Here is a 26,894-nt window from a genome sequence, read left to right on the forward strand (position 1 = left end):
TAACTATCTCTACTTCACCCTTCACGCAGGTTCGTCGAGCAGGTCGAGGAACTCCACGGCATTGGCTTCCATCTGGTGTACCACCTTATCGGTACGCACCACCAGGTGATTATACCCTATATACGCAATGATCCCCACGATAAGCCCGGCCACCGTAGTGGTCATGGCCGTATAGATCCCCGAGGCCAGGGCGCCTATTTCGGCCTGTCCGCCACTGGTTGCCATTTCGTGAAAAGCAACAATCATACCGATCACCGTTCCCAGGAAACCGATCATCGGGGCTGCTCCCGCCACGGTAGCGAGGATACTCACATTTTTCTCCAGCTTATAGACCTCCAGGGTCCCCGCATTTTCTATAGCCTTGTTGATGTCTTCCAGCGGCTTGCCTATCCTGGATATGCCTTTTTCGATCAGCCGCGCCACCGGGGCGTCGGTCTGTGCACAGAGGTCTTTCCCGGCCTCCAGCTTTCCGCTGCTCACATGATCGCGTATCTGGTTCATGAAATTCCCGTCGATCCGGGAGGCGGCCTTAACCGCAAACATCCTTTCGAAATAGATATAAAGCGCTATAAAAAGCAGTACGAAAAGGATCAGGATAATGATGACACTCGCAGGACCACCATTGATGATCAGGTCGGCAACAGACAGGGTTTTTTCCTCGGGAATAACCTCTTCGGGAACATTCTGGGCAACGTCTTGAAATAATATCATTGTATACCTTATTTTTTATAAAACGGCCAAACCGGTGTAAAATTATATCTGCTCCCGGCTTAATCACCGCAAGGAACAGGGCAGGCCGGGTTTAGCCTGCACCAAATATAATTAAAAAGAAGAAGAGACCATTCAAAAAGTGATATTTCGGGCAAAACGGGGTATATTGGTTACGGGTTGCAGGTTGAAGGTTCATTAAACTCTGAATTCTGAACTCATGACTGATGAATGGTTATTTCACAAAGATCCACAGAGCCCCCCCCGGAGATTCCTTCCCGACCGAAAAGGCCGGGACAGGCTCTATCGTCGGAATGACAAGCTTCAAACTCCGACCTCCAACTACACCAATTGCCTCAGGGCTATTTCAAAAGCCGTGGTGCTGATGCCTGTTTCAGACGAGCTTTCGGCATGGGTAGCGGTCAGCGCCTTTTTCACGGTGTCGGAAACATCTCCGAAAATGGCGTGGTCGTCCATGCTTACGCGGCCTTCCATAAAGTAGGCAAATACCCTGGCCATACCGCAGTTGGATATAAAATCGGGAATAAGGCTTACCCTTCCGTCGGTGTATTCCATAATGGGGCCGAAGAAGATCTCCCGGTCGGCAAAAGGCACATTGGCGCCGCAGGACACTACTTCCAGGCCGCGGTCCATCAGCCTGCTGATCTGCTCCCTGGTAATCAGCCGCGACGCGGCACACGGGGCAAACACCTCCGCTTTCAGGTCCCATATCCGCTCATTCATTTCCTCAAACGGAACCAATGCCTCGTGTACCAGCGCATTGCCCTCCTTGGTGAGGAACAGTTCCCTGATCTCCTCAAAAGAAAAGCCCTCTTCCCGGATCACTCCCCCGGAAACATCCATGATCCCCACTACCTTTGCCCCCATCCGGGCCAGGTAAAATGCGGCCGCCGCACCTACATTTCCGAAACCCTGCACTATAGCCCGCTTTCCCCTTACATCACCGCCGTAGATATCGTAATAATGCCGTACGGCCTCCGCCACCCCATATCCGGTTATCATATCGGCTACCGTATATTTCCGTTTTACATCCGGGGCGTACTGTTCATTCTCGATCACCTTGATCACTCCCTGCCGGAGCTGCCCTATCCTGTTTATCTTATCGGCTTCCGTAGGTTTGAAATGCCCGTTAAACACCCCTTCCTGCGGGTGCCATACCCCGCAGTCTTCGGTAATGGGGATCACCTCGTGGATCTCGTCCACATTCAGGTCGCCCCCGGTACCGTAATAGCTTTTTAGCAAGGGCGATACCGCCTTGTACCAGCGTTCCAGCACACCCCTCTTACGCGGGTCTTTCGGATCGAAATTAATGCCCGATTTCGCACCTCCTATCGCCGGTCCCGATACGGTAAATTTCACTTCCATGGTTTTGGCCAGCGACAGTACCTCATCCATATCCAGCCCCGTCCGCATCCGGGTCCCCCCGCCTGCAGCCCCTCCCCGGAGCGAGTTGATCACCGTCCACCCCTCAGCTTCCGTCTCCTGGTCGCGCCAGTGAAATACGATCTCGGGAGACCTGTTCTCATATTGTTTCAGTAATTCCTTCATTATTATTTGTGTTAATTTGATAATGTGATAATTTGATAATGTGCCAATGGGATAATTCGATAATGTGATAATGTGCCAATGTGATAATGTGCCAATGTGATAATGTGATAATGTGCCAATGTGATAATGTGATAATGTGCCAATGTGCCAATGTGATAATTCGATAATTGACTAATTGACTCATTGACTCATTGGCTAATTGACTCATTGGCTAATTGGCTAATTGACCAATTGACTCATTGGCTAATTAACCAATTCACCTCCCGGCGGCCTAAAATTAGAAAAATAAAATCATATAACGACTTCATATAAATATGTTATATTTAGAAAATAAAATATATTTTTGAAGAAAATTCATTGAACCCTCCTGCGAAGGACTTTCCAATGAATAATCATCAATAATATCTAACACAAAACACACAACAGGAATATGGATTTCACACTTAGCGAAGAACAGCTTATGATCCGTGATGCGGCGAGGGATTTTGCCCGTAACGAACTGCTTCCCGGGGTTGTTGAAAGAGATGAAAAGCAACTTTTCCCTGCGGAGCAAGTCCGCCATATGGGGGCCCTGGGTTTCCTGGGGATGATGGTCTCTCCCGATTACGGCGGGAGCGGGCTCGATACGGTATCTTATGCCCTGGCCATGGAGGAGATCTCCAAAACAGATGCCTCGGCTTCGGTAGTGATGAGCGTCAATAATTCGCTGGTATGCTGGGGGCTGGAAAAATTCGGGACGGAAGCGCAGAAAAAGAAATACCTGACCAGGTTGGCTACCGGCGAGATCATCGGGGCGTTCTGCCTGTCAGAACCCGAAGCCGGGAGCGATGCCACTTCACAGAAAACCACAGCCATCGAGCAGGGCGACCACTACCTGTTGAACGGTACCAAAAACTGGATCACCAATGGCGGAACAGCCAGTGTATACCTGGTGATCGCCCAGACCCATCCCGAAAAAAAACACCACGGCATCAATGCCTTTATCGTGGAAAAGGGAATGGAAGGCTTCGAGATCGGCCCCAAGGAAAACAAGCTCGGTATACGGGGCAGCGATACGCATTCGCTGATCTTCAACGACGTAAAGGTGCCTAAGGAAAACCGTATCGGGGAAGACGGTTTCGGGTTCAGCTTTGCCATGAAAACCCTTGCCGGGGGGCGTATCGGTATTGCCAGCCAGGCGCTGGGCATCGCTTCCGGGGCTTACGAACTTGCCCTGAAATACGCTAAACAGCGTAAGGCTTTCGGCACCGAGATCTGCAACCACCAGGCCATAGCCTTTAAGCTCGCCGACATGCACACCCGCATAGAAGCGGCAAGGCACCTGGTACTCAAGGCCGCATGGGACAAAGACCAGGGCAACAACTACGACCTCTCCGGCGCCATGGCCAAACTCTACGCCTCACAGACCGCCATGGACGTCACCATAGAAGCCGTACAGATACACGGGGGCAACGGTTATGTCAAGGAATACCACGTAGAACGCCTTATGCGCGACGCCAAGATCACCCAGATCTACGAAGGGACATCGGAAATACAGAAGATCGTTATTTCAAGGGGGATACTGGCGGGGTGAAGGTTCGGGGGTGCTGGTTAAAGGTTGCTGGTTTCGACCGGCCTGTATCGAGCTGACTTCTCTCTACACCTTACCCTTTTAGTTTATCGGGATTTTGCCTTGCGTCGAATACTGTCGCGACAACCAAAGTTTTTTTGTCTTCATCAATCCGGTACAGAATCTTGTAGTGGCGTATTACGATCCTTTTATATGTATTGTTGTACTCCTCATCCTGGTTTTGATGAGAAAAACGAACTGATTTCGGCGCATTCCTTATCTCGGAGATTACATTTCCGGCGCCTTGTGGAGATTTGCTTTTAAGAAAATCATAAATGTCTTTCAAGTCTGACTTTGCCTCATCGGTCCAGATGATTTTATATGTATTTCCGGCCATTTTACCAATGCTCCATTTCTCTGGCCAGATCTTCATCCGTGGTTGTCCTTCCTGCCTTATAGTCTGCTTCTGCCCTTTCCAGTTTGGCATTCAGCAATTCTACCGTCAAAGGCTCTCCTTTACCAGTATGACCAACAACCCTTTCCTTTAAAACGAGTTCTTTTACTTTTAACAGTAAAGATTCTTTTTCGGTATTCAGCAGGTATTGTATCAACTCCAGTTTTGTAGCTTGAATATCCATTACTTAAAATCCTTTTAAACAAATTTACTAAAAACCGACGAATGTACAACCCGGAACAATAGTTTCATTACATTACACACTGCGCCCTAAAACACGTCATGCGTAGCAAGCGTGGTTTGATCGTCATTCAGGGCAGCCTGTCCCGGGCATCGGGAGAGGGCAGCAAAGTCAGAAATACAGAAGATCGTTATTTCGCGGGGGTACCGGCAGGGTAAAGGTTCGGGGTTTGGCGTTGCTGGTTGAAGGTTACAGGCTGCAGGCTCAATGGTCACGGAAACAACTTATATATATCATTCCTTTTCACAAACCGCTGCAACCGGACGGTTTCCGGGTCTTCCAGGAAAAAACCCAGTCTGTAATCCCCTATCCTGATACGATATGCCGTAGCATGTCCGCTTAATTTCCTGACCCCGGCCACCTGTTCAAGACCGGGAGCGTCTTTCAGCTCATGAAGTTTACCCAGGAGCAGATCCTTGAGTTTTCTGTCTCTGATCTTTACAATATCTTTCTTAAACCTGGAATGATACATTACATTCATTCCTCCAGTATATTAAAGATATCACGTTCCGGAACCGTATCTCCGGGGTCTCCCTGCTGCATTAAGACCAAAAGCCCTACATCCTCTTTTTCCTCATCCGTAAGCGAAGCATATTTTTCCTGCTCCTTACTTTTCACAAACAACCGTATCGCTTTTTCCATAAGCGCTTTAACACTTATATTTTCATAGGCTGCAAGCAGTTTTATCTTTTTCAGCGTCAATTCATCAATGTCGATATTCTTTCTCATGGCTTCGATAAACACAAATTATACATCATATATATTATACATACAATATACAAATGTAATCATTTATTAACAACATACAAAGCCCTGTCATTCAGGGCAGCCTGTCCCGGGCATCGGGAGAGCGCAGGGCCGGGACAGGGACTACGGTCGGGATGACAATAAAAAAATCCGTATTTTTGTTATAAAGCCATAAGCCATGCTCTTTAAAAAGAAAAAGACCATCAAGGTAGACGACGAGCAGTACGAATTGCTCAAGAATGCCGAAGCCCGTATCCGCCAGAAAAAAAGGTTGTACTATCACTTTGTGTTCTTTCTTATCGGCAGCGCCTTCCTGGTGGTGGCCAACAAGGTACTGCATTACGGGGAGCCCTACGACTGGTTTGTATGGGCCGTTGCCGCCTGGGCGTTTATCTTTGTCATTCACTGTTTCAACGTCTTTGTTACCCATCGTTTTATGGGCCGGGAATGGGAAAAGAGCCAGCGGGAAAAACTGGTACGCAAACAAAAGGAAAAGATCGCCCGGCTGGAACGGGATGTAGAACAGGAATTCCTGAATTCCGGTCCCGATAAAACTTCATGACCTTATGATCACCATAATCGCTGCCGCCGCAGAAAACAATGCCCTGGGCAAGGACAATGACCTGGTATGGCATTTACCCGACGATTTCAAACGTTTTAAGGCCCTTACCACGGGCCATCACATCATCATGGGCAGAAAGACTTTCGAGAGTTTCCCGAAGCCCCTGCCCCACCGTACCCATATCGTGATCACCCGGCAAAAGGACTACCGCCCGGGGGGCTGCACCGTCGTGCATTCCATGGAAGACGCCATCGCCCTGGCCAGGAAGGCCGACCAGCAGCCGTTTATCATAGGAGGAGGCGAGATCTACAGGCTCGGCCTCCCCCATACGGATAAGATCGAACTCACCAGGGTACATGCTTCCTTTGGCGAGGCAGACACTTTTTTCCCGGAAATAGACCCTGCGGAATGGGAACTTACCCGTTCCGAACACCACCCGCAGGACGATCGGCACCCATATTCGTTTACCTATCTCACTTACAGGAGGAAGGAACTTCAATAGCATAACGGCTCAAAAAGAGATTCCTCCCCGACCGAAAAAGGCCGGGACAGGCTCTATCGTCGGAATGACAATACCCTGTCATTCAGAGAACTAACGTTTAAGCAACCGCATCAATGGAGATGACGTTTTTGTCATCATATATCAAATGTGATAAACCTACACATAACTCCTCCCTTCAGACGAAGGGAGGTGGCTCATCTTCGATGAGACGGAGGGTTCTGAAAGCCGGGATCATAAGGATAATCCCAAACCTTTGGGAATATACGCCAAAGTTCAGGCCGTTCAAAACTCCCCGGCCAGCATAGCTGCCCACCCCTCCCAGCCTGTCCGGCAGGCAGGTTCGTCTGAAGAGGGGAGTTTTTGAAATGGAGCAACTTACGATAGACACGTCATGGGTAGACCTAACGTTTAAGCAACCGCATAAATGAAGATGACGTTTTTGTCTTCATAGATCAAATGTGATAAACCCACACATAACTCCTCCCTTCAGACGAAGGGAGGTGGCTCATCTTCGATGAGACGGAGGGTTCTGAAAGCCGGGATCATAAGGATAATCCCAAACCTTTGGGGATATACGCCAAAGTTCGGGCCTGTCAAAACTCCCCGGCCAGCATAGCTGCCCACACCTCCCAGCCTGTCCGGCAGGCAGGTTCGTCTGAAGAGGGGAGTTTTTGAAATGGAGCAACTTACGATAGATACGTCATGGGTAGCGGAGCGCAGCGGAGGGAACCCGCCTGTCCGGCAGGCAGGCCTGCCGGCCGGACAGGCAGGGAATCTCCAACCCAGATCAAAGGAACTCCAACAGCATAACGGAAAGGCCGAAGATTCCTCCCTATGGTCGGAATGACAATGCCCCATGGTCGGAATGACAAGATCAATGTCATTAGAGCAGGCTACACTACTCCACGGTTACCGACTTGGCCAGGTTGCGGGGCTGGTCTACGTTGCATCCCCGCATTACGGCAATGTGATAGCTGAGCAGTTGTAGCGGGATGGTAGTAATCAGCGGGCTCAGGGTCTCGGTGATCTCCGGGACTTCGATCACGTGATCGGCGATCTCGCTTACCGTGGTATCCCCTTCCATCACTACAGCGATGATCTTCCCTTTCCGCGACTTGATCTCCTGGATGTTGCTCACCACCTTTTCGTAATGGCCGTAGCGGGTAGCGATCACCACTACCGGCATCTGTTCGTCGATCAGGGCGATGGGGCCGTGTTTCATTTCGGCGGCCGGGTACCCCTCGGCGTGGATATAGGAGATCTCCTTGAGTTTCAGCGCACCTTCGAGGGCCACCGGGAAGTTATATCCCCGGCCCAGGTACAGGCAGTTGGGCGCCTCCTGGTATAGTGAGGCGATATATTTTACATGTTCGTTGATCTGCAGGCACTGCTCCACCTTGTCGGGTACGGCTTCCATTTCGGTCAGGTAGCGCTGCAGTTCGGTACGGGAGATGGTTCCTTTGGCCGCGGCGAGTTTAAGCGCCATCAGGGTCAGCACGGTGATCTGCGTGGTAAACGCCTTGGTAGACGCCACCCCGATCTCCGGCCCGGCATGGGTATAAGCCCCGGCATGCGATTCGCGGGCTATGGACGACCCTACCACATTACACACCCCGAAGACAAAGGCCCCTTTTTCCCGGGCCAGTTTTATGGCTGCCAGCGTATCGGCGGTTTCGCCCGACTGCGAGATCACGATCAGCACATCCTTTTCGGTGATCACCGGGTTGCGGTACCGGAATTCCGATGCGTATTCCACCTCCACGGGGGTCCGGGTCAGGTCTTCGAAGATATATTCCGCCACCAGTCCCGCATGCCACGAAGTACCACAGGCCGCGATCAGGATACGGTCGGCATGGACGAATTTCTCCATATGGTCTTCCATCCCCGCCATCTTGATAATCCCGTCATCCGCACGAAGGCGCCCCCGGTAGGTATCCTTGATGGCCTGGGGCTGCTCGTAGATCTCCTTCAGCATAAAATGCTCATAGCCCCCCTTTTCAATCTGTTCCAGGTTCAGTTGCAACTCCTGTACATAGGGCGCTACCAGCGAATCGTCCTTGATCTTACGGACCTTTATCTCTTTCCCGCGTCGCAGTATAGCCATTTCCTCGTCTTCGAGGTAGATGGCATTATTGGTATATTCGATAAAGGGAGACGCATCAGAAGCCACAAAAAACTCGTCTTCCCCGATCCCTATGGCCAGGGGACTACCTAATTTCGCCACTACCACCTCGTTGGGTTTGGTTTTGTCAAACACCGCAATGGCATAAGCCCCGTGCACCTGGTTCAGGGCCACCTGTACCGCCTTGCCCAGCTTCAGTCCCCCGCTTTTCTTGACATCTTCGATCAGGTTGACCAGCACCTCGGTATCGGTATCGGAAGTAAAGGTATACCCCCTTTTTTTCAGTTCGGCCTTTAAGGACTCGTAATTTTCGATAATCCCGTTGTGGATGATCACCAGTTCTCCCGAGTTGGAGTAATGCGGATGTGAGTTTACATCATTCGGCTCCCCGTGGGTCGCCCAGCGGGTATGTCCGATACCCAGGGTACCCCCTAAGGGAATTTCCTTAAGCGCCCGGTTTTCCAGGTCGCTTACCTTGCCCTGCGTTTTGCTCAGACGCAGCTCTTCCCCATCGTACAATGCGATCCCCGCACTGTCGTAACCGCGGTATTCCAGGCGTTTAAGCCCCTTGATCACTACGGGATACGCCTCCCGGTAGCCGATATATCCTACAATCCCACACATGCTTTTTAAGGTTTTATAAGAACCCCTTTAGAGGAGTTCCAATTATTAATCATTACGTTCCAACAAATATATACTATACCCATTAAAACTGACCAGCATGTAAAAAATTGCAGGGAGGATGTAAATTTTTGGTAAAAACCACCCCTACTTCCCGAACAGTTTTTTCCACCAGGGCGAAGTCTCCGGGGTATGCCCGTACCCATAGCCATAACCATACCCGTAGCCATAACCATATCCTTTTTTGGCATCGGAATCATTGACCAGGATGGCCATATTGGGCAGGCGTTTTTCCTTATACAGGTTTTCGGGGACAGCCAGCATCCGTTTATCGAGGTAGCCCGCACGGCATACATAGACAAACATATCAGCATATTTACTGATCAGCAGCGTATCCGTCACCAGGCTTACCGGCGCCGTATCCACCACGATATAGTCGTAGCGGTCGTCCAGCACTTCAAACAGCCAGCCTACCTTATCACCCATCAAAAGTTCTGCCGGGTTGGGCGGTATGGCCCCCGAGGTCAGTACGTCCAGGTTGGCAAAGCCCTCCCGGTTGATCCTAAAGATCAGGTCGTCCAGGCTTACCTCCCCGTTGCTCAGGTAATTGGTGAGGCCGCGGTTATGGGGCAGGTCTACGTATTCCGTCAGTTTCGGGTTCCGTACGTCCATTCCCACCAGTAATACCCTTTTGCCCGACAGGGCCAGGGTCCCGGCCAGGTTGGTCGAGACAAAGGTCTTTCCTTCCCCGGACAGCGTAGAGGTCACAAAGATCTTTTTTGCCTTGTCACCGGTCGTATTGGCCAGCATAAAGTCGAGGTTGGTCCGCAGTATCCTGAAGGCCTCCGCCGCTGCCGTCCGGCTGCTTACCGTAATCATGTCGTCATTGGAATGCGACTTGGGAATATCCCCCAGGAAAGGTACCGACAGCTTCCCGTCGATATCCTTACGCCCCTGTAACTTGGTATCCAGGAGGTCTTTCAGGTAGATCACCCCGAAAGGGATCAGTCCTCCCAGAATAATTGCGGCTAACAGAATAATATTTCTTTTGGGCGATACCGGCTCTTCCTGCCCGTAAGCCGCATCTATGATTTTGGCATTAGGCGCCGTTACCGCAAGGGAAATAGCCGTTTCCTCCTTTTTCTGTAAAAGGTAGACATATAAGGTTTCCTTGATCTGCTGTTGCCGCTGTATCCCGCGGAATACCCGTTCCTGTTCCGGCACGGCCGAGATTTTGGAACCCAGCATCCGTTCCTGTTGTTTTAGTTCGTTCAGAGCTATGGTCTGTGACGACTTTACATTGCTCAGGGTCTGCCGGATACTTTGCCGTAATGAAGCGATCTGCCCGTCGAGGTTGATGATGATGGGATGGTTTTCCGTAGAGCTCTTTAACAGCCGGGTCCGTTCCTGTACCAGTTTGTTATACTCCATGATCATGGAGCCCGAATTACCGTTTTCCGTACTGATATTGGCCGGGATCAGGCTGCCGTTATCGTTGTTTTCCTGCAGGTAGGTGATCAGGTAGTCGGTCAGCTGTAGTTGTGTTTCCGCATCCACGATACGTTTTTCATATTCGCTGGCGCTGCCCAGAGCCAGTTCCGCCTCGGAGGTAATATCCGTAAGCCGGTTGCTCTGTTTAAAGCTTTCCGCATTTTCTTCCACATCGCCCAGCTGCTGTTCTATTACCTGTAGCCGTTCATCGATAAAATCCGCCGTATTCCGCGAGACCAGGTTTTTATCCGCCACCACATCGGCATTATATTGCTTTATAAGTCCGTTTAATATATCTTCCGCTTTACGTTTTACCGGATCGTTAAGGCTTAGTTGTATCACACTGGTATTTTTACCTATCAACTCTACCTGCAACCGCTTCTGATAGTCCAGGGTTACCTTGTCCAGCGGCCGTACCCGTACCGTCACGACTTCACCGACCTGTTCCTGCCCATCCCCGGCATTTGGTAATATGGTAACTTTTCCTAAGGCTGTCGCTATGTTTTCCCCAAAGCCATATTCCCCTCGGTTTTCCTCTTCCTGGTCCAGCAGTTCAAAACGGGTGTCCGAGATGATTCGTACCGTAAAGGTGGTGTCCAGCTGGTATAACACCGAATCGGCCATAGAAAAATTCACCTTAACCGGCGGGTCATAGGTTTCCGAGGTCTTGATCCTTCCCCGGGTAAAATAGGATATATTTAATTCCTTTTGCCGGAGGACGGTTTCCATCAGCGTCCTGGACTTTAGCACCTCCAGTTCATTATCCACACTATTGGTATTGTTCCCGAACAACATTCCCATATCCTCAAAGGCCGACAGTTCCGAAGGCATCCCCCCGCTTTTATCATCCTTGATCATAATCGTGGCCGATACACTGTATTGCGGGGTGGCATACCTCAAATAGAGAAACGCCAGGATCATACAGACCACAATCCCTATGGCAAACCACCGCCAGTTGACCAGGTAACGGTCCAGCTGTTCACGTAAATTGATTTCTTCTTCCCCGGCAGGGCGTACAGGTGCTATATGTTTGTCTGATTGCATATGTCAAAAACGGGTATTATCGGGTCAGTACTGAGATCAGTGCGATCACCACCGAAGCGATGGAGATCACTACAGAGGCATTCCGGTTATAGGTCGACGACTGTACCTGGGCCTTGTTGGGCTCCACATAGATCACATCGTTTTGCTGTAAATAGTAGTAGGGCGATTCCAGCATATCCTTTCTGGTCATATCCACCCGGGTATAGGTCTTTTCCCCGTTTTTATCCCGGATGATCAGGATGTTGTCCCGTTTTCCGTATACGGTAAGGTCTCCCGCCAGCCCCAGGGCTTCCGGGATGGTGATCCGTTCGTTCGGGATGGTATAGGAACCCGGACGTGCCACTTCTCCCAATACGGTCACCTTATAATTCATGATCCGGATATTCACGATAGGGTCCTTGATATAATGGGAGATCCTGTTTTTTAACAAAACTACTGCTTCTCTACGGGTAAGCCCTCCCAATTTTACCGTTCCGATCACGGGAAACTCTATTTCCCCTTCATTATCTACAAGGTAGGTCTGGTACTGCGCTCTTCCCGCCGCATTTCCATCCGTACCCATATAAGCTACTGCCGGAAGGTTAAACGGGATAGCCGTTTCCGTATCAAAGGCCGATACCATAATGGTCAGCAGGTCGTCCGGCTGTAATACCGGGTCATAGATCACCTGGCTGGCCAGTTTATCGATCTCTTCGATATCCTGGAAATAGACGATATCCTTTTTGGAGGCACAGGAACCCATAACGATCAGTAAAACGATCCATAAATAAAAGGGGAAGAAACGGTGTACCGAATGCTTTTTTACCATTATCTGAGTAGTTTATATCTGCTTTTTTATGCGTATGATATGGGGTGGTCTGCATACTTTGCCTGCAAATATAGCATTTGCAAACGATTTTTTATTTCCCCGGTATAAATTTCTTCTGTTTCGTATGGTATCCCCTACCTTTTTAATGAGGGGATTGTTTTTATGTTTAGTAACGAAAAACTTCGGGATACATTATATTCTATTTATATTTTTTGTTTAATGTCATTCAGAGCGAAGCGAACCTGCCTGCCGGCAGGCAGGGAATCTCAACCTCAGATCAAAGAATCTTCAACTGCACTCCTGAAAGACCGGAGATTCCTCCCCATGGTCGGAATGACAACACCCTGTCATTCAGAGCGAAGCGAACCTGCCTGCCGGCAGGCAGGGAATCTTAACCCCGGATCAAAGAATCTTCAACTGCATAACAGAAAGACCGGAGATTCCTCCCCATGGTCGGAATGACAATACATGGTCGGGAGGACAAAGCCTTACGGTCGGGAGGACAAAGGGCGTTACAACAACTCCGTCTCCTCTTTTTGAGCCGGTTTCCGGTCTTTGCTTTCTTCTTCTTTGCCGTCGAGGGATTCGAACAGGCTGTTCATACTTTTGTATTCCGGCACCAGGGCCTTCATCAGTTTTACGGTCTTTTCATTTCTGAACTTTCCGGCTTCCTCACACAGTCTGGCCACGGCCTCGCTTACCTCGGCATGGTCGTCTATGGTTTCGGTAGCGATCATGATCTTTTCGTGGTGGGTAGGCAGGGTTTTGGCCTTGTCGCTCAGCAGCTCCTCGTATAATTTCTCTCCCGGGCGCAGGCCGGTGACCTTGATCCTTATCTCTTCATCCGGCTCAAAACCGGCCAGGCGTATCATCTTGGTGGCCAGGTCCATGATCTTGACGGCCTCTCCCATATCAAAGATAAAGATCTCCCCGCCTTTCCCCATGGCCCCGGCTTCCAGTACCAGGCGGCAGGCTTCCGGGATGGTCATAAAATAGCGGATGATATCCGGATGGGTAATGGTTACCGGTCCGCCGTTGGCAATCTGTTCCTTAAACAGCGGGACCACCGAACCGTTAGACCCTAAAACATTCCCGAAACGGGTAGTGATAAACCGGGTGCATTTTTTATCTTTTTCCCGCAGCGAAAAATATTTCGACTGTACATACATCTCCGCGATCCGTTTGGAGGCCCCCATCACATTGCTGGGGTTTACCGCCTTATCGGTAGACACCATCACAAACTTTTCCGCCTTATACTGTACCGCCAGGTCGGCCATGTTCCTGGTGCCACAAACATTGACAAAAATAGCTTCGGAGGGGTTTTCCTCCATCAACGGTACGTGTTTATAGGCCGCCGCATGATAGATCACATGCGGTTTAAACACCTCGAAGACCCGGTTCATCCGCTGGTAATTCCGGACATCCCCGATCACAGTCTCAAATTGTACCTCCCCGCAGCATTTACCAATCTCCAGCCGCAGCTGGTGCAGGGGCGTCTCGGCCTGGTCCAGTACGATCAGCATCTCGGGTTTGTATTTTAGTACCTGCCGTGCAATTTCGCTACCTATGGACCCCGCCGCCCCGGTAACCAGTACCCGCTTGCCTTTTAGCTCGCGGGAGATGCCCTTGTTGTCGAGTACGATAGGTTTCCGTTCCAGCAGGTCCTCGATCTGTATATTCTTGATCTGTCCGGAAAAATCCTGTTCGTTTTCCCAGTCCGATACCAAGGGGGCGGTAAATACCTTAAACCCGTGTTCCAGGCAGTCGTCTACCAGGGCGATCTTTTCCTGTTTGGTCAGGTGTTTATCGGCCAGGATCACCCCTTTGGCCCCGTGAGCCCGAAGGAGCACAGATACCCGTTTGTTGTTGCTCAATATAGGGAGATCCAGGATGCGCTTGCTGGTATTGTGTTTATTACGGTCTATAAATCCAAAGATCTTAAAGCGAGGGGGTTGCTCCATCCGTACCGCATTAGCAACGGAAATGGCATTGGAATCGGCCCCGAAGACCAATACCGGCATCTTTGACTTCTTCCGCTCTTCACTAAAATACGCCTGGTATACCTGTTTGACCACTACGCGGAACAGGAATAACCCTGCAAAAGCGATCACGGTATAGACAAACAGTCCCGGGATCAGCAGCAGTTTTTCTCCGGTAGCCCAGAAACTAAGGTAATTCACCGCGGTAAGCGCCAGGAAGGCCGAAGTAGTAGAAAATAACAACTTTAGGCCGTCGATATAGGACGAATAGCGGATCAGCCCCGCATAGGTTCTGAAGATTAAAAAAAACACCGTATTGACCCCCACCACCAGCGCGAGCTCCTCGATGCGGGTAAGGCGGGAATAGAAGCTAAGGGTCAGACCCTGCAGCAACACCCAGGTAACCAATGCGGCAAGGACCAGGATGGCGATATCCATCCCCAGTACGATCCATCTCGGCAGGTAACCGATATTCTTCAGGTCGAGTTTCCGCCCGCCGGACTGAAAAACCAATCGCACTGCTGCCTTAAATCTGTTCCAGTTTAGTTTTTCCATATATCGTTGTCTATAAACCTTATTTCAAACTTATTGATTCCCCGGTCCTGCTCCCACCTCCTAATAAAGGTATTAAAAAAAACCGGATTTGTTAAAGAAAACCTAAACCCCCTTGTACTTTCGCTTCGGGAAGCAAGTTTTAACTGACAAATATAGGGTATTCCCCACAGCAGGGAAGCGTCTTTTGTAAACAAAATGTTATTTCCGTGCTACTGCTATGGTTATACCGCCCGGGAGCTGATCCTGTCTTTATATCCCTAAGCTATCGCTTTTGTTACCCGGTTTCCTGAAAAAACTGAAAAAAGGATCAGCATCCGGCTACATATTTACCCGTTTACAGGAACGTCGGGAGGAAATGATATATTGTATTTCGGGGGGATAAACTTTGGGGGAATTACAGGAATATTCACAAACCCTCGCTCAACAAAAAATCAGTAATATATAGATGTTTCACTCCTTCCACAGTATCCTTCCAGAATTCGTCCATGGTCACTACATACTTGGGATACTGATCTCTCACCGACAAAAGATTTCCGTATTCCCTGTCTATGGTCTGACGATTTTCAAGCTTATAAGCTACCTGCACATAAATCTTATTTCCCCGTTTTTCGGCAACAAAATCAATTTCGTTGTTTTCCAGTTTCCCAATATACACCGCATACCCTCTTCTTTTCAGTTCCAGAAAAACAATATTCTCCAGGATCCCGCCTATCATCCGGTCCCGTACGCCCATAGTGGCGTAGATCAGGGAGATATCGCTTACATAAAACTTCTCCTGTGTTTTCAGGATTTCCTTTCCTTTAATATCATAACGGGGGACACGGTACAAAATAAATGATCCTTCCAGGGCATTCAGATAGTTGTAAATCGTATTAATATCTACTTTGCGCTGCTGGCTCTTAAAATAATCCGCTACATTTTTTCCGGAGAATGTATTTCCTATATTATCAAATGCATATTTTATGACGCGTTCCAACAGTTCTACATCACGGATCCCGTACCGCTGAACGGTATCTCTCAGGATAACGGAAGAGTAAATATCATAAACGACCTTATATGCCGATTCTTCCGTATAATCCGTCGTATGAATAACGGGAAAGCCTCCTTTTCGGAGATATCTCAAAAAAAGCCCTTCGCTATCCTGATCTTCCGGAAAATAGCTGTTCCTGAAATCCAGAAATTCGCGATAGGAAAGTGTGTACACAGAAATTTCCACATATCTCCCAGCCAGATAGGTAGCGAGTTCAGAAGACAATAAGTGAGAATTGGAACCTGTGAGATAGATATCCACTTCAAAATCGACGAGAAATGAATTTATCGCTTTTTCCCATCCTTTCACCTCCTGTATTTCATCCAGAAGCAAATAGTACTTCCCGGAGCTCTTTATTTCTTTCTTAACATATCGATATAAATTTGCAGCCTGTAAAAGTTCGGTATAGTCAAAGCTTTCGAAGTTGATAGCAATAAGCTGTTCCTGCTTCACTCCTTTTGCCAGCAACTCTTTTTTTAACAGGCGTAATACCGTTGATTTCCCCGAACGACGGATCCCGGTAATGATCTTTACCTGGGGTTTATCAATGAAGTCTTTTATCTGCTCTATATAAATCGGTCTTGAGATCATGATTTTTTTATGGTTATAACCACAAAAATAATAATTATATGTTATTTTTTATGCCTATAACCCTAAAAACTTATAACAAAGACTAAGAGACTATCTGAAATTCCGGTTTCTCCAACAGCACAACGGAAAAACGGGAGATTCCTCCTCATGGTCGGAATGACATTCCTGTCATTCAGAGACCTAACGTTTGGGCAACCGCATAAATGAAGATAACGTTTTAGTCTTCATTTATCAAATGTGATAAACCTACACATAACTCCTCCCTTCAGACGAAGGGAGGTGGCTCATCTTTGATGAGACGGAGGGTTTTGAAAGCCCGGATCATAAGGATAATCCCAAACCTTTGGGAATATACGTTAAAGTTCAGGCCGGTCAAAACTCCCCGGCCAGCATAGCTGCCCACCCCTCCCAGCCTGTCCGGCAGGCAGGTTCGTCTGAAGAGGGGAATTTTTGAAATGGAGCAACTTACCATAGATACGTCATGGGTAACGCAGTGAAGAATCTGCCCCCCGGCTCAAAGAATTTTCAACAGCAGCACCGAAAGACCGGAGATTCCTCCCCATGGTCGGAATGACAATACCCTGTCATTCAGAGACCTAACGTTTGGGCAACCGCATAAATTGAGATGACATTTTTCTTAATTTTAGCACAATTTGCACATCACAACTAAAATATCTGTATATCAACACATTACATGCTACACCCCAAAACACGTCATGGGTAGCGGAGCGAACCTGCCTGCCGGCAGGCAGGGAATCTCAACCCCAGCCCAAAGGAACTTTAACAGCATAACGTCAAGATCAGACCCCCGTCAACCCTTCCCGTATTCTTTTACGGTCTTCATCCGTAAGATTAGACCCGGAAGGCAGGCAGAGGCCGCGGTTAAAGATATCTTCGGCTACGCTTCCGCCATAATAGGGGGCCTCCCCGAATACCGGTTGCAGGTGCATGGGCTTCCATACCGGGCGGCTTTCGATGTTTCCGGACTCCAGGGAAAGGCGTATTTTTTCACGGGCGTCGTAACTATCGGTCAGAATGGCAGTAAGCCAGTGGTTACAGCAATAATCGTCCCCTGGTTCGTTAAACACCGTAATGTTTCCTGCCCCTTTAAAAAGGTTCACATAAAAATCGTGCATGGCCCGGCGCTGCGCCACCCGGTCGTTCAGCACTTCCATCTGCCCGCGGCCTATACCGGCACAGATATTAGACATGCGGTAGTTATACCCGATATGCGAATGCTGGTAATGCGGCGCATGGTCTCTCGCTTGTGTAGCCAGAAACACTGCTTTTTTCTTTACTTCTTCGTCCGGGCATACCAAGGCCCCGCCTCCCGAAGTGGTGATGATCTTATTCCCGTTAAAAGAGAGTATGCCCATTCGTCCGAAGGTCCCGCAATGTTGCCCCTTGTAGGTACTCCCCAGGGCCTCCGCGGCATCTTCTATGACGGGGATATCGTATTTACCTGCAACAGCATGTACCTCTTCCACCTTATAGGGCATCCCGTAGAGATGTACGGCAATAATGGCTTTCGGCTTTTTACCTTTGGCTATCCTGTCCTTAATCGCCTCTTCAAGGACCTCCGGGCACAGGTTCCAGGTATCGGGTTCGCTATCCACAAACACCGGGGTTGCTCCCAGATAAACAATAGGATTGGCCGAGGCCGAAAAAGTCAGGCTCTGGCAGATCACCTCATCCCCGGCCTTTACCCCGGTAAGGATAAGTGCCAGATGCAGGGCCGCAGTACCCGCACTCACGGCGGCTACCTCTACTTTTCCCCCGAGATATTCCCTGATATCCGCTTCAAAACCATTGACATGAGGCCCTAACGGGGCTACCCAGTTGGTATCAAAAGCCTGTTGTACGTATTTTTGCTCATTTCCGCCCATGTGGGGGGAGGAGAGCCAGATCTTTTCTGACATGGATTTGTTTTTTTTAAACGTAAGACTTCTGGATGTATTACTTATGATTTCAGGACGTAAGATATCGCTATATAAATCATTCTTTCTCTTTACCCAGTATTTTTATTCCTTTATTTGTTAACCTATAACGCTGTAGTTTACTATTGGGTTTATCAGGTATGGTCATTTTTACAAAACCTTGCTCCAAGGCAGGTTTCAGATAGTTAGACCGAAAGTTTTCCCTATGGGAAAGCCCTAATTTTTCCTGTATGGCCTGTCTGTCCATTTCCCCTTCCAATACTTTAATAAGTGTTTTAACTTGCTCGGTAACTTGCTCGGTAACTTGCTCGGTAACTTGCTCGGTAACTGGTTTATCATACACTTTCGACAAGCTCACGGTGACTTCAAATACCGTAGACAACTCAAAATTAAAAAAAGCATATCCGTTGCCATTAGCCTGAAGTTCCTCATTAACCCTTGAAACTCCACGGCTAAAGCGATTAACATATCCCAATACCTTCATTGCCTCAGCAATTACCGGGTTGCGATAATCGTTGACATTCGGAAAGTTCTCCGGCCGGGCATTACCATACAGGCCTCCGGCATTCATGATCTCAATACGGTCGTCAAACTGATATAACCGGATCGGCATATTCGACTGGTAATCCCGGTGCATTACCGCATTCATGACCAACTCACGCAATGCCCAATACGGATAATTGACCGCCTGCTCTTCCCGAAGTACAGAAACAGGCACCGGCTTTCTATCCACAAGAGCAGTATCAATAAAGGTATCCAGTCTTGCCAGTAATGAGACCAGATCTCCCGAAAATTTAATTTCCTTTAATACATCACCCGCTCTGCCGGTTCCGGAAAACCTCACATATTGCAAATACGCTCCCGGCAGAAAAAACTCCGGGTTCTTTCCCAGCAAGAGCAATCCGGCTACGGTTGGCGTATTCCTCCCCACATCAAATAAACGCAAAGATGCCAGTTGTTCAGCTATATTTCTCCGGTCTGCCGCCAACACATCTTCTGCCATAGCCCTGGGAAGATACTGATGTCTGAATATTTTCTCCCGCAAATCATTCAGGGAGGCTCCTGAAAAAGGACAACTATCATAAGAAGCTACACCGGCTTGTCTGCGCTCGGTCAACAAACGCTCTTCCGCTTCATTGGCCACGGCCTTCCTTGGCCCTATCCTTATCCAAACCCTGCCTTTATATCGTACCGGCGGAAAAACAGAAGGCTGTACCTCGACTACGGCTACATCACCTTCCGGGAAAGAAACTTTTTCCACCTGCATCACCGGCGGCGGTAAAATGTTTCCTTCCGAACGCAGGGCTCCGAGGTTTTTAAGCAGTTCATCGGTGACCTGTAATCCCGAAAGCGTGCCGTCATCCTTAACTCCGATCAGCAAATACCCCGGAATACCGTGATGGGGCAGATCGTTGGCAAAAGCACAAACAGCCTGTGCAAACTTATCCGTATTGTGTACCGAAACGGTACGCTCAATACGATCGCTTTCATCAGAAGTTATTAATGGTATGATCTCTTGCTTCAGCATTTTTCGGGTTACCGCTTGTCGAACTCGTCTTGTAACATTATATCTTTTATAGGAAATTCAGCCGTTTTTGTCCGGCTACCTCATTATCAAAAGCCTGTTGTACGTATTTTTGCTCGTTCCTGCCCGTACATGGTGAGTAGAGACCGTTTTTTCTTATAGAGATTTTTTTTGATGTATGACTTACGACTACAGGATGTAGGACAAACATCCCTTCGTTTATTGGAAAACATACATCACTGTTTTCTTATCTTAATTCACTCTTAACAAACGATCGCATTTGGAAAACATAATGCCTTCCTTGTACTGCATATACTTTTCTATTTCTGTACCTCCTTTTAACCATTCCAGGTAAATCGCCGCAGTATTCACCCCTGCCTCATGGGAAAAAGGGTAGCCCCCACCAAAACGGGGATTCAATTCAAGTACGTAAAGTTCTCCCTGATGTTCAAAAACATCGCAATCCAGGTTTCCGACATGACGAAGTTGTTCCCCTATTTCCCTGCCGATCTGTTCAAATTTCTCATCAATTACAGAAACGGCTTTATCCGTTTCTCCCGAACGCATAGCGAGTTTCTGTCGTACAAAAGTTCCTGTATAATTCCCTTCAAAATCATTTAATATATCCATTCCGTATTCCTTACCCGGAATTTTTTCCTGAATCAGGATGGCATGGTCAATATCTTCCTTACTCGCTTCGGCAAGAATCGTTCTTTTTAAACGCATGGATTGCAATTTATAGGCCAATTCCAATTCCTCCATATCTTCGGGAAAATCAATACCTATGGACGCACTTCCCCATCTCGGCTTTATTACCAGCGGGAATGCTAACTCTCCTAAACTTAATGCTTTTTTAGCTTCGTTTAAGTCAATAAACGTTTTCGGGGATTTCAGGCCATTCTGCTCCAGGAATTTGACTGTTTCCCATTTATCAAATGCAATTTTCACTGCATTCCCATCAGACACAATAACCCTTGTCCCCAAAGCTTCTAACTGAATTTTGACTTCACTCAAAACCGGAAGTTCCAGATCGTTTAAGGATATGATAGCCTTTATATTATTTTCCCGTACAATTTTCACTAAAGAAGGTATATACTCAACACTGTATATAGCCGGAACCTGAATAGCTATGTCTGCATCGACCAAAGCAGGTGCTGTAAGCTGCATATCAGTGGCAAAAACCTGCCCGCCCCCCCGTAGCGCTTCTTTAAAATAGTTAATTAAATAGTTGCGCCTTCCTGCACAAGTGAATAGGATGTTCATAATTTAATCCGCTAAAAAGTTAAATATTCCTCCAGTATGCCAAAATAGAATATTCTTGTCATTTATATTATTCCTTTCAATAAAATCCAGCATACCGTAAAAAGCCTTACCCGTATAACAAGTATCCAGTGTAAACCCATATTCTTTAATTGAATTCAGGCTGAGTTCTTTTAATTCACTATTGTATTGTGCATAACCTCCCATCAAATAATCATCCAATACAATCGACTCTCTATTCAGACAAGCAATATCATAGTGAGAACATAAGTCTTTATAAAAATCATCGACAATCCTCGTTGCCTGTTCTGATTTTCTTCCGACTGAGATTCCTATGACTCGGGTTTTTTCAAAACCATATTTATCCAGTCCTGCCAAAATTCCTGATTGCGTAGATCCCGTTCCTGAAGCGTGAAAAATATAATCAGGAACCCAATTATTCTCATCGCAGTAATCCTTCAATTCTTTTATGGCATTAATATATGCTAATCCCCCTTCAAGCGTATGTCCTCCCCCCCAGATATAATAAGGTTTCAAACCTGCCTTTTCATAATTCATCATTGCCCTATCCATGGTAGTACCTATCTCATCAGCCTTACTGACAAAAATTATGTCTGCTCCCGACAACCGCATAACCTTGGCATTCCCTGACTGCCTTTCAAACTCTTTTTCCGAACCATGTAATACCAGAGAACACTTCATCTTATATTGAGCCGCAAATATCGCCACAGCCCTGCAATGATTGGACTGAAAGCCACCTGTTGTAACTAAAGCATTTGCATTTTGAGCAATAATATCTTTGGCCATAGCATCCATTTTCCGGCCTTTATTTCCCCCTCCCAAAAAGGGGTAAAGATCATCGCGGAAAACACTAATATTTTCACCAATTTTATGTATCATTCACAGTTTTTGTATTAGGATCACGAGTCTTTATAAGTGAAGGTATCTGAGGTGTTACAGAAATATCCTTACGTTGCAAAACATTAAGAACAGTTTCCCAGATGATTTTGATGTCTAACACAAATGATATTTTTTCGTAGTACTCAACATCGAAAGCCAATCGCTCATCCCAGTTTAAACTATTTCTTCCGTTTATTTGAGCCAATCCAGTAATGCCCGGTTTTACCTGATGTCTCAACAATTCTTTTTCTGAATAATAGGGCATAAGCTTGGGGGAAAGGGGTCTCGGACCCACAAATGACATTTCATTTTTCAATACATTTAAGATCTGAGGAAGTTCATCCAAAGACAACTTTCTTATAAAGCTTCCTATCTTTGTAATCCTATCCCTATCAGGAAGAGAATTTCCCTTTTCATCATATAGATCTTTCATCGTTTTTAACTTGAATATGTAAAACTCCATATTTTTATATCCTACTCTTTTTTGTTTGAAAAACGGCTTTCCATCAAAATGAAAATATAGTACTACAATGACTGGTATCAGGAAAGGAAATATACAGAGCAATATCAGGATAGCCAATAAAAAATCTAAAATTACTTTGATATACTTATACATTCTACATTGTAATTTTATCGTGTACACTCTTATGAAATCGGGCTGGGCTGCCTATCCATAGTTCATTTTCTGGAATGTCTTTTACAACAACACTCCCTATTCCAATTGCAGCATGTTTTCCAATTGTTTGCTTTCCCCTAATAGTTGAATTCATTCCTACCCATACACCTTCCTGAATATCTAAATAGGACCCCAAACAGGAATTTGCTGTGAAAAAGCAATGTTCATGAATAGTGTTATCATGTCCTATGGAAACATTACTCATTACCAAAGAACATTTACCAATCTCTGTTCCACATGATACACTTACATTTGGCATTACAACAACTCCTGGTGACAGCTTTACCGAGGGCGACACAAATGATAAAGGGTGTATAAAAGTATAAAGGCTTTCATCTGGAATATTTAAGTCCCTAAATCTTTTAATTCTTTCAGGTTGCCCTCCCATTTTATAAATTGTAAACAAAAACTTATATCCTTCCCGGGCTAACTCCGGAGCTTTATCCAATGTTCCTAACACCGGATAACCATGAATAGTAGTCTCTTCTGCATCGTTCAGTAGACCTATAAATTCAGCTTTTGTCCCAAAATTGTTTTTTGCATGATTAATTGCCTCTCCTATAACAATGGCAGTCCCCAAACCCCCAATGATTATTATTTTATCCATTTTGCTGATGCTTTTTTACAATTGACTGGTGCTTTTTTAATATCTTTTGTGCTTTCAACACGAATGGCGGGCCTATAAACTTTCCGTTTATAATGGCTACCCCAACTCCACTTTTACGAGCTTCTTCATCTGATTTTAAGATTTCCCGGGAGTTTTCCACTTCTTCTTGCGAAGGCGAATAATATTTATGTACTAAAGGGATTTCTTTAGGATTTAGAACTAGCATGCCTTCAAAGCCCAACTTTTGTGACAGTATTAGGTTCTTCTCAAGGTCTTCTAAATCTTTTACACGTACGTGTACTGTATCTATTGGGATTATTTTAGCTGCCCTGGCAGCCATTGCTATCATAGCCCTGGGCGTAAACAGACTTAAATGCTCTTTATCATGTATTCCTTCCAGATCAGTGATAAAATCCTCGGAGCCATAAGCTATGGCAACCACACGAGGCGAGGCCCTGCTTATTTCCTCTGCATTTAATACAGCAGAGGCGGTCTCTATTAAAGGTATTATTTTAAAAGTCCCTTTAGGTACTCCTTTTTCATATTCTATAGTTTCCAGCAATTTACAGAAAAAGTAGATATCTTCCCCACGTTTGGCTTTCGGGTACATAAACCCCTCAATACCAGGAATTGTCAACTGGGTCACATCCTTAAGAAGCTGACCACTTTCCCTGTCGTTAATTCTCGGAAAAATGACTCTCCCTTTAAATTTTCCCTGAGAAACATATTCAATCACTTTATCTCTGGCCACCTGCTTATTTTCAACAGGTTGAACAGAGTCTTCAATATCAAAAAGTAAAATATCGGCATTTGCTTTTGTAGCGCTTTGCATAAGCTTATCACTATGTGCCGGAACAAACATCAGGCTGCGCATTAAATAATCACTCATCACTTAAGTTTTTGGTATTAATACTTTTCTTCTGAAACATAATACTTCAAGGTCATCCTGATTAAACGCCCTGGTTTCTACATAAACAATCCCCCTGTCTTTCTTGGAGGTTTCCCATTTATTAATAACTGTTGTTTCCGCCCTGATGGTATCACCTATAAATACCGGCCCTACATGTTTAACTGATTCATATTCCAGATTTGCAATGGCTTTACCACTAATATCGGGTACAGTCATTCCAACCACTAAACTAAATACTAGCGTCCCAACTACTAAAATTTTTCCATGTTGATGATTCTTTACATGTTCCAGACTTAAATGTACCGGGTGATGATTCATTGTAAGTAAGCTGAAAAAGTTATTATCACTCTCAAAAATAGTTTTAGTCAAACTATGTTTGACTGTCTCCCCTATTTGAAAATCCTTGTAAAAATTCCCTAAGTTACTTGACTTCATGGTCTATAATACTTTAAAATTCTCAATGCCCTATCTATATGAGGTTTTTCCAATACTCTTCCCTCTAAACTTATGGCATTAAATTCTTCTTTAACTTCAACTTCATCCAGTTTTTGTTTTACTTTCAGTGCCCATTCATACTCTCCCTCCGTGTAAAACTTAATTTCTCTTAATATCTCTATTTGCCATGGATGAATAAAAAACTTGGCTTCGTACCCTTTTCGGAAGCCATCAAGAACTTCCTTTTGAAATTCACCTTCTGATGTCAATTCCATTGATGCTATATCAATTGCTTTTATCCCGAATGCCCTAGCTAAATACAGCATATATTGTCGAGGGATTTCAATGTTTTCCATGGTATGTGATCCTCCCATTTCTGCCATAAAATCATGACTCCCTAATGCCAGCCCGTATAAATATTCTTTAAACTCTAACATCAGTTCTTTTGCCTCCAAAAAAAATTGAGGGTTCTCAACTAACAAAATAAGCTGAGACTTTGTCAGTACTTCCAAAATATTTCTTAGATCGGATTTATTTCTGATTTTAGGCAATAAAAATTTTGAAAACCCTGCACATGACAATTTTTTTATATATCCAACCTCCATTTCCAGGTCTGAGGAAATAACCGGAACTCTAATAAAATATTTTTTATACTCGGTATTTTTTATTATGGCCTCAATTAAATTATCTATTTCCGATCGTTTTATTGAATCCTCCAGATCAATAATTATCTCCGTGACTCCGATCTTTTCAATTTCACTTATCTTATGTAATCTATTTGCAGGTATAAAAAAAAAGCTTTCCATAAATTATAAATTATGCCTATGTATTTATCACATTCATCAAAACCTACCCAATTCACCCATATGTCAATACTTCATTGTGATTGTCATATAGTTTTTAAAGGTTTTCACTTTCATTATATATTTTTTCCAACCCTTGCCATATTATAATTGGCTCAAAATTCCTGGCCCATTGAATGCCATTATCTCCATAAACAGCAGCTTCCTCTTTATTGCCTTTCATATTATCCATAGCCTCTTTTATAACTTTGGCATTTTTTATTGGTTTCACCAAAACACCGTTATATCCGTCAGATACTGCATTGCTACATCCAGTGGAATGCGTACTAATTATAGGAATCCCCATTGCCGCAGCTTGTATTAACACGTTCCCAAAACCTTCCCACCAAGCGGGAAGCACAAAACAATCCATCAATGCCATATGCACCGGGACCTCTTCAAACGGCACTTTTCCAACCATAATTATACCAGGGTGATTATTGTATTTAGCGATCAGGTCCTTATCCGCAATTTGTTGTTTTTCTACAGAGCCCACCATCAAGAGCCGAATATCAGTATCTTCATGATAAAGTTCATCAAATGCAGTATATAACTCATTTATACCTTTGCGATCCACCAATCTGCCCAAAAAACCGTAAGTATACTTGTTCTTTATTTTGTATTTAACCCGAAGTTGTAGTTTTTTTCTTCTGTGACCTGTCCTGGTGCAAACAGAGAAAGGTCAAGACCATTGCTACTTCCATGACCTATTACAATTGTTTTATTTCCTTTAAAAATACCATCCCTTTCTCCCAATATTTTAACCGACTCACTAATACAAATGATCTTATGGCTATATCGGGCTATTATCTTTTCAAATGAAACGAGTAATTTCTTTAACTTCCCTGCTTCACTTTCATACCTAAACCCTCTACATGTATAAATACGCTTTTTAACCCCGCATACTTTTGCTGCTATCATTCCCAGTAAGCTTACCTTAGGGGTTCCCACATTGATTATGTCAGGTTTTATTTTCAAAAAATAATTTATTATAACAAAAAATGTTTTTAAATCATGCCACAAGCTAATCTCCCTTTTAATATTCACCGGAAGTAATGTACAGTTTTCTCTTTCACAATACGCAATGGTCTTTTCATCCTTAGGTGCTAATAAATACACTTTATAGCCCTTTTCTGAAAAATATTTCAGTTGCCCCCTGATTAATCCAACGCTGGCTGGTGCCGTTATCCCAATCACCAATTTTAATGGTTCTTTTTGCATTACAACTT

The 26,894-nt window shown here is 45.8% G+C and carries 26 protein-coding genes; 4 read left to right on the forward strand and 22 right to left on the reverse strand.

What is annotated here, in order from left to right:
* Positions 1-21: 21 nt before the first annotated feature.
* Both DN748_RS01595 and DN748_RS01600 read right to left on the reverse strand, forming a co-directional pair.
* Positions 22-711 (reverse strand): MotA/TolQ/ExbB proton channel family protein, encoded by a 690-nt coding sequence (locus DN748_RS01595; protein ID WP_112369996.1) that lies wholly within the window; start codon positions 709-711, stop codon positions 22-24.
* Positions 712-1,050: 339 nt separating this feature from the next.
* A complete protein-coding gene (locus DN748_RS01600) occupies positions 1,051-2,277 on the reverse strand; it encodes a Glu/Leu/Phe/Val dehydrogenase dimerization domain-containing protein (protein ID WP_112369997.1) in 1,227 nt (408 codons plus the stop codon).
* 430 nt (positions 2,278-2,707) lie between these two features.
* Here DN748_RS01600 and DN748_RS01605 point away from each other — a divergent pair, with 430 nt between their 5' ends.
* On the forward strand, positions 2,708-3,850 hold the full coding sequence (locus DN748_RS01605) for an acyl-CoA dehydrogenase (protein ID WP_112369998.1): 1,143 nt from the start codon (positions 2,708-2,710) through the stop codon (positions 3,848-3,850).
* A 70-nt stretch (positions 3,851-3,920) separates the two neighbouring features.
* Here the strand turns inward: DN748_RS01605 and DN748_RS01610 are convergent, their stop codons facing one another.
* From DN748_RS01610 to DN748_RS01620, 4 genes are all read right to left on the reverse strand, one after another.
* The gene (locus DN748_RS01610) at positions 3,921-4,223 is read right to left on the reverse strand and encodes a type II toxin-antitoxin system RelE/ParE family toxin (RefSeq protein ID WP_161554442.1); all 303 of its coding nucleotides are present in this window, start codon (positions 4,221-4,223) and stop codon (positions 3,921-3,923) included.
* Position 4,224: 1 nt separating this feature from the next.
* Entirely contained in the window at positions 4,225-4,464 is a 240-nt protein-coding gene (locus DN748_RS19025) for a hypothetical protein (RefSeq protein ID WP_161554443.1), read from the reverse strand.
* A 268-nt stretch (positions 4,465-4,732) separates the two neighbouring features.
* Positions 4,733-5,002: a type II toxin-antitoxin system RelE family toxin gene (locus DN748_RS01615; RefSeq protein ID WP_112370000.1), complete on the reverse strand. Its 270-nt coding sequence runs from the start codon at positions 5,000-5,002 to the stop codon at positions 4,733-4,735.
* Positions 4,999-5,250 (reverse strand): hypothetical protein, encoded by a 252-nt coding sequence (locus tag DN748_RS01620; protein WP_112370100.1) that lies wholly within the window; start codon positions 5,248-5,250, stop codon positions 4,999-5,001. The genes DN748_RS01615 and DN748_RS01620 overlap by 4 nt, the downstream gene beginning before the upstream one ends.
* Before the next feature lie 196 nt (positions 5,251-5,446).
* Here DN748_RS01620 and DN748_RS01625 point away from each other — a divergent pair, with 196 nt between their 5' ends.
* From DN748_RS01625 to DN748_RS19030, 3 genes are all read left to right on the forward strand, one after another.
* On the forward strand, positions 5,447-5,830 hold the full coding sequence (locus DN748_RS01625) for a 2TM domain-containing protein (RefSeq protein ID WP_112370001.1): 384 nt from the start codon (positions 5,447-5,449) through the stop codon (positions 5,828-5,830).
* A 4-nt stretch (positions 5,831-5,834) separates the two neighbouring features.
* Positions 5,835-6,332 (forward strand): dihydrofolate reductase, encoded by a 498-nt coding sequence (locus DN748_RS01630; RefSeq protein ID WP_112370002.1) that lies wholly within the window; start codon positions 5,835-5,837, stop codon positions 6,330-6,332.
* A gap of 676 nt (positions 6,333-7,008) precedes the next feature.
* Positions 7,009-7,179: a hypothetical protein gene (locus tag DN748_RS19030; protein ID WP_161554444.1), complete on the forward strand. Its 171-nt coding sequence runs from the start codon at positions 7,009-7,011 to the stop codon at positions 7,177-7,179.
* Between the two features lie 51 nt (positions 7,180-7,230).
* On the opposite strand, the gene glmS is transcribed toward DN748_RS19030, so the two are convergent.
* The 16 genes from glmS to DN748_RS01715 all read right to left on the reverse strand — a co-directional run bounded on the left by glmS (position 7,231) and on the right by DN748_RS01715 (position 26,886).
* Positions 7,231-9,078 (reverse strand): glutamine--fructose-6-phosphate transaminase (isomerizing), encoded by a 1,848-nt coding sequence (gene glmS / locus DN748_RS01635; RefSeq protein WP_112370003.1) that lies wholly within the window; start codon positions 9,076-9,078, stop codon positions 7,231-7,233.
* Positions 9,079-9,222: 144 nt separating this feature from the next.
* Complete coding sequence (locus tag DN748_RS01640; protein ID WP_112370004.1) at positions 9,223-11,610, reverse strand: GumC family protein; 2,388 nt, start codon at positions 11,608-11,610, stop codon at positions 9,223-9,225.
* A 16-nt stretch (positions 11,611-11,626) separates the two neighbouring features.
* Positions 11,627-12,418, reverse strand: coding sequence for a polysaccharide biosynthesis/export family protein (locus DN748_RS01645; protein ID WP_236636747.1), 792 nt, complete (start codon positions 12,416-12,418; stop codon positions 11,627-11,629).
* A 512-nt stretch (positions 12,419-12,930) separates the two neighbouring features.
* The gene (locus DN748_RS01650; RefSeq protein WP_112370005.1) at positions 12,931-14,952 is read right to left on the reverse strand and encodes a polysaccharide biosynthesis protein; all 2,022 of its coding nucleotides are present in this window, start codon (positions 14,950-14,952) and stop codon (positions 12,931-12,933) included.
* Positions 14,953-15,358: 406 nt separating this feature from the next.
* Positions 15,359-16,573 carry an ATP-binding protein gene (locus tag DN748_RS01660; RefSeq protein WP_112370007.1) on the reverse strand — a complete coding sequence of 405 codons (1,215 nt, stop codon included), beginning with the start codon at positions 16,571-16,573 and terminating at the stop codon, positions 15,359-15,361.
* Positions 16,574-17,373: 800 nt separating this feature from the next.
* Entirely contained in the window at positions 17,374-18,492 is a 1,119-nt protein-coding gene (locus DN748_RS01665; RefSeq protein WP_112370008.1) for an aminotransferase class I/II-fold pyridoxal phosphate-dependent enzyme, read from the reverse strand.
* Between the two features lie 76 nt (positions 18,493-18,568).
* Positions 18,569-20,038 carry a Fic family protein gene (locus tag DN748_RS01670; protein WP_112370009.1) on the reverse strand — a complete coding sequence of 490 codons (1,470 nt, stop codon included), beginning with the start codon at positions 20,036-20,038 and terminating at the stop codon, positions 18,569-18,571.
* A 249-nt stretch (positions 20,039-20,287) separates the two neighbouring features.
* Positions 20,288-21,298: an ATP-grasp domain-containing protein gene (locus DN748_RS01675; RefSeq protein ID WP_112370010.1), complete on the reverse strand. Its 1,011-nt coding sequence runs from the start codon at positions 21,296-21,298 to the stop codon at positions 20,288-20,290.
* A 3-nt stretch (positions 21,299-21,301) separates the two neighbouring features.
* Complete coding sequence (locus tag DN748_RS01680; RefSeq protein ID WP_112370011.1) at positions 21,302-22,195, reverse strand: 1-aminocyclopropane-1-carboxylate deaminase/D-cysteine desulfhydrase; 894 nt, start codon at positions 22,193-22,195, stop codon at positions 21,302-21,304.
* Positions 22,185-22,811: a sugar transferase gene (locus DN748_RS01685; RefSeq protein ID WP_112370012.1), complete on the reverse strand. Its 627-nt coding sequence runs from the start codon at positions 22,809-22,811 to the stop codon at positions 22,185-22,187. The genes DN748_RS01680 and DN748_RS01685 overlap by 11 nt, the downstream gene beginning before the upstream one ends.
* Before the next feature lies 1 nt (position 22,812).
* Positions 22,813-23,478 carry an LbetaH domain-containing protein gene (locus tag DN748_RS01690; RefSeq protein ID WP_112370013.1) on the reverse strand — a complete coding sequence of 222 codons (666 nt, stop codon included), beginning with the start codon at positions 23,476-23,478 and terminating at the stop codon, positions 22,813-22,815.
* Positions 23,471-24,367: an HpcH/HpaI aldolase/citrate lyase family protein gene (locus DN748_RS01695; protein ID WP_112370014.1), complete on the reverse strand. Its 897-nt coding sequence runs from the start codon at positions 24,365-24,367 to the stop codon at positions 23,471-23,473. Before DN748_RS01695 ends, DN748_RS01690 begins: the two co-directional genes overlap by 8 nt.
* Before the next feature lie 3 nt (positions 24,368-24,370).
* Entirely contained in the window at positions 24,371-24,823 is a 453-nt protein-coding gene (locus tag DN748_RS01700; RefSeq protein WP_112370015.1) for a MaoC family dehydratase, read from the reverse strand.
* Entirely contained in the window at positions 24,820-25,629 is an 810-nt protein-coding gene (locus DN748_RS01705; protein ID WP_112370016.1) for an HpcH/HpaI aldolase/citrate lyase family protein, read from the reverse strand. The genes DN748_RS01700 and DN748_RS01705 overlap by 4 nt, the downstream gene beginning before the upstream one ends.
* A 94-nt stretch (positions 25,630-25,723) precedes the next feature.
* A complete protein-coding gene (locus DN748_RS01710) occupies positions 25,724-26,281 on the reverse strand; it encodes a glycosyltransferase (protein ID WP_112370017.1) in 558 nt (185 codons plus the stop codon).
* Positions 26,278-26,886 (reverse strand): glycosyltransferase, encoded by a 609-nt coding sequence (locus tag DN748_RS01715; protein ID WP_112370018.1) that lies wholly within the window; start codon positions 26,884-26,886, stop codon positions 26,278-26,280. Before DN748_RS01715 ends, DN748_RS01710 begins: the two co-directional genes overlap by 4 nt.
* Between the last annotated feature and the right edge of the window lie 8 nt (positions 26,887-26,894).

Origin of the sequence: Sinomicrobium soli (assembly GCF_003285545.1) — a bacterium.
Taxonomy (GTDB): Bacteria; Bacteroidota; Bacteroidia; order Flavobacteriales; family Flavobacteriaceae; genus Sinomicrobium.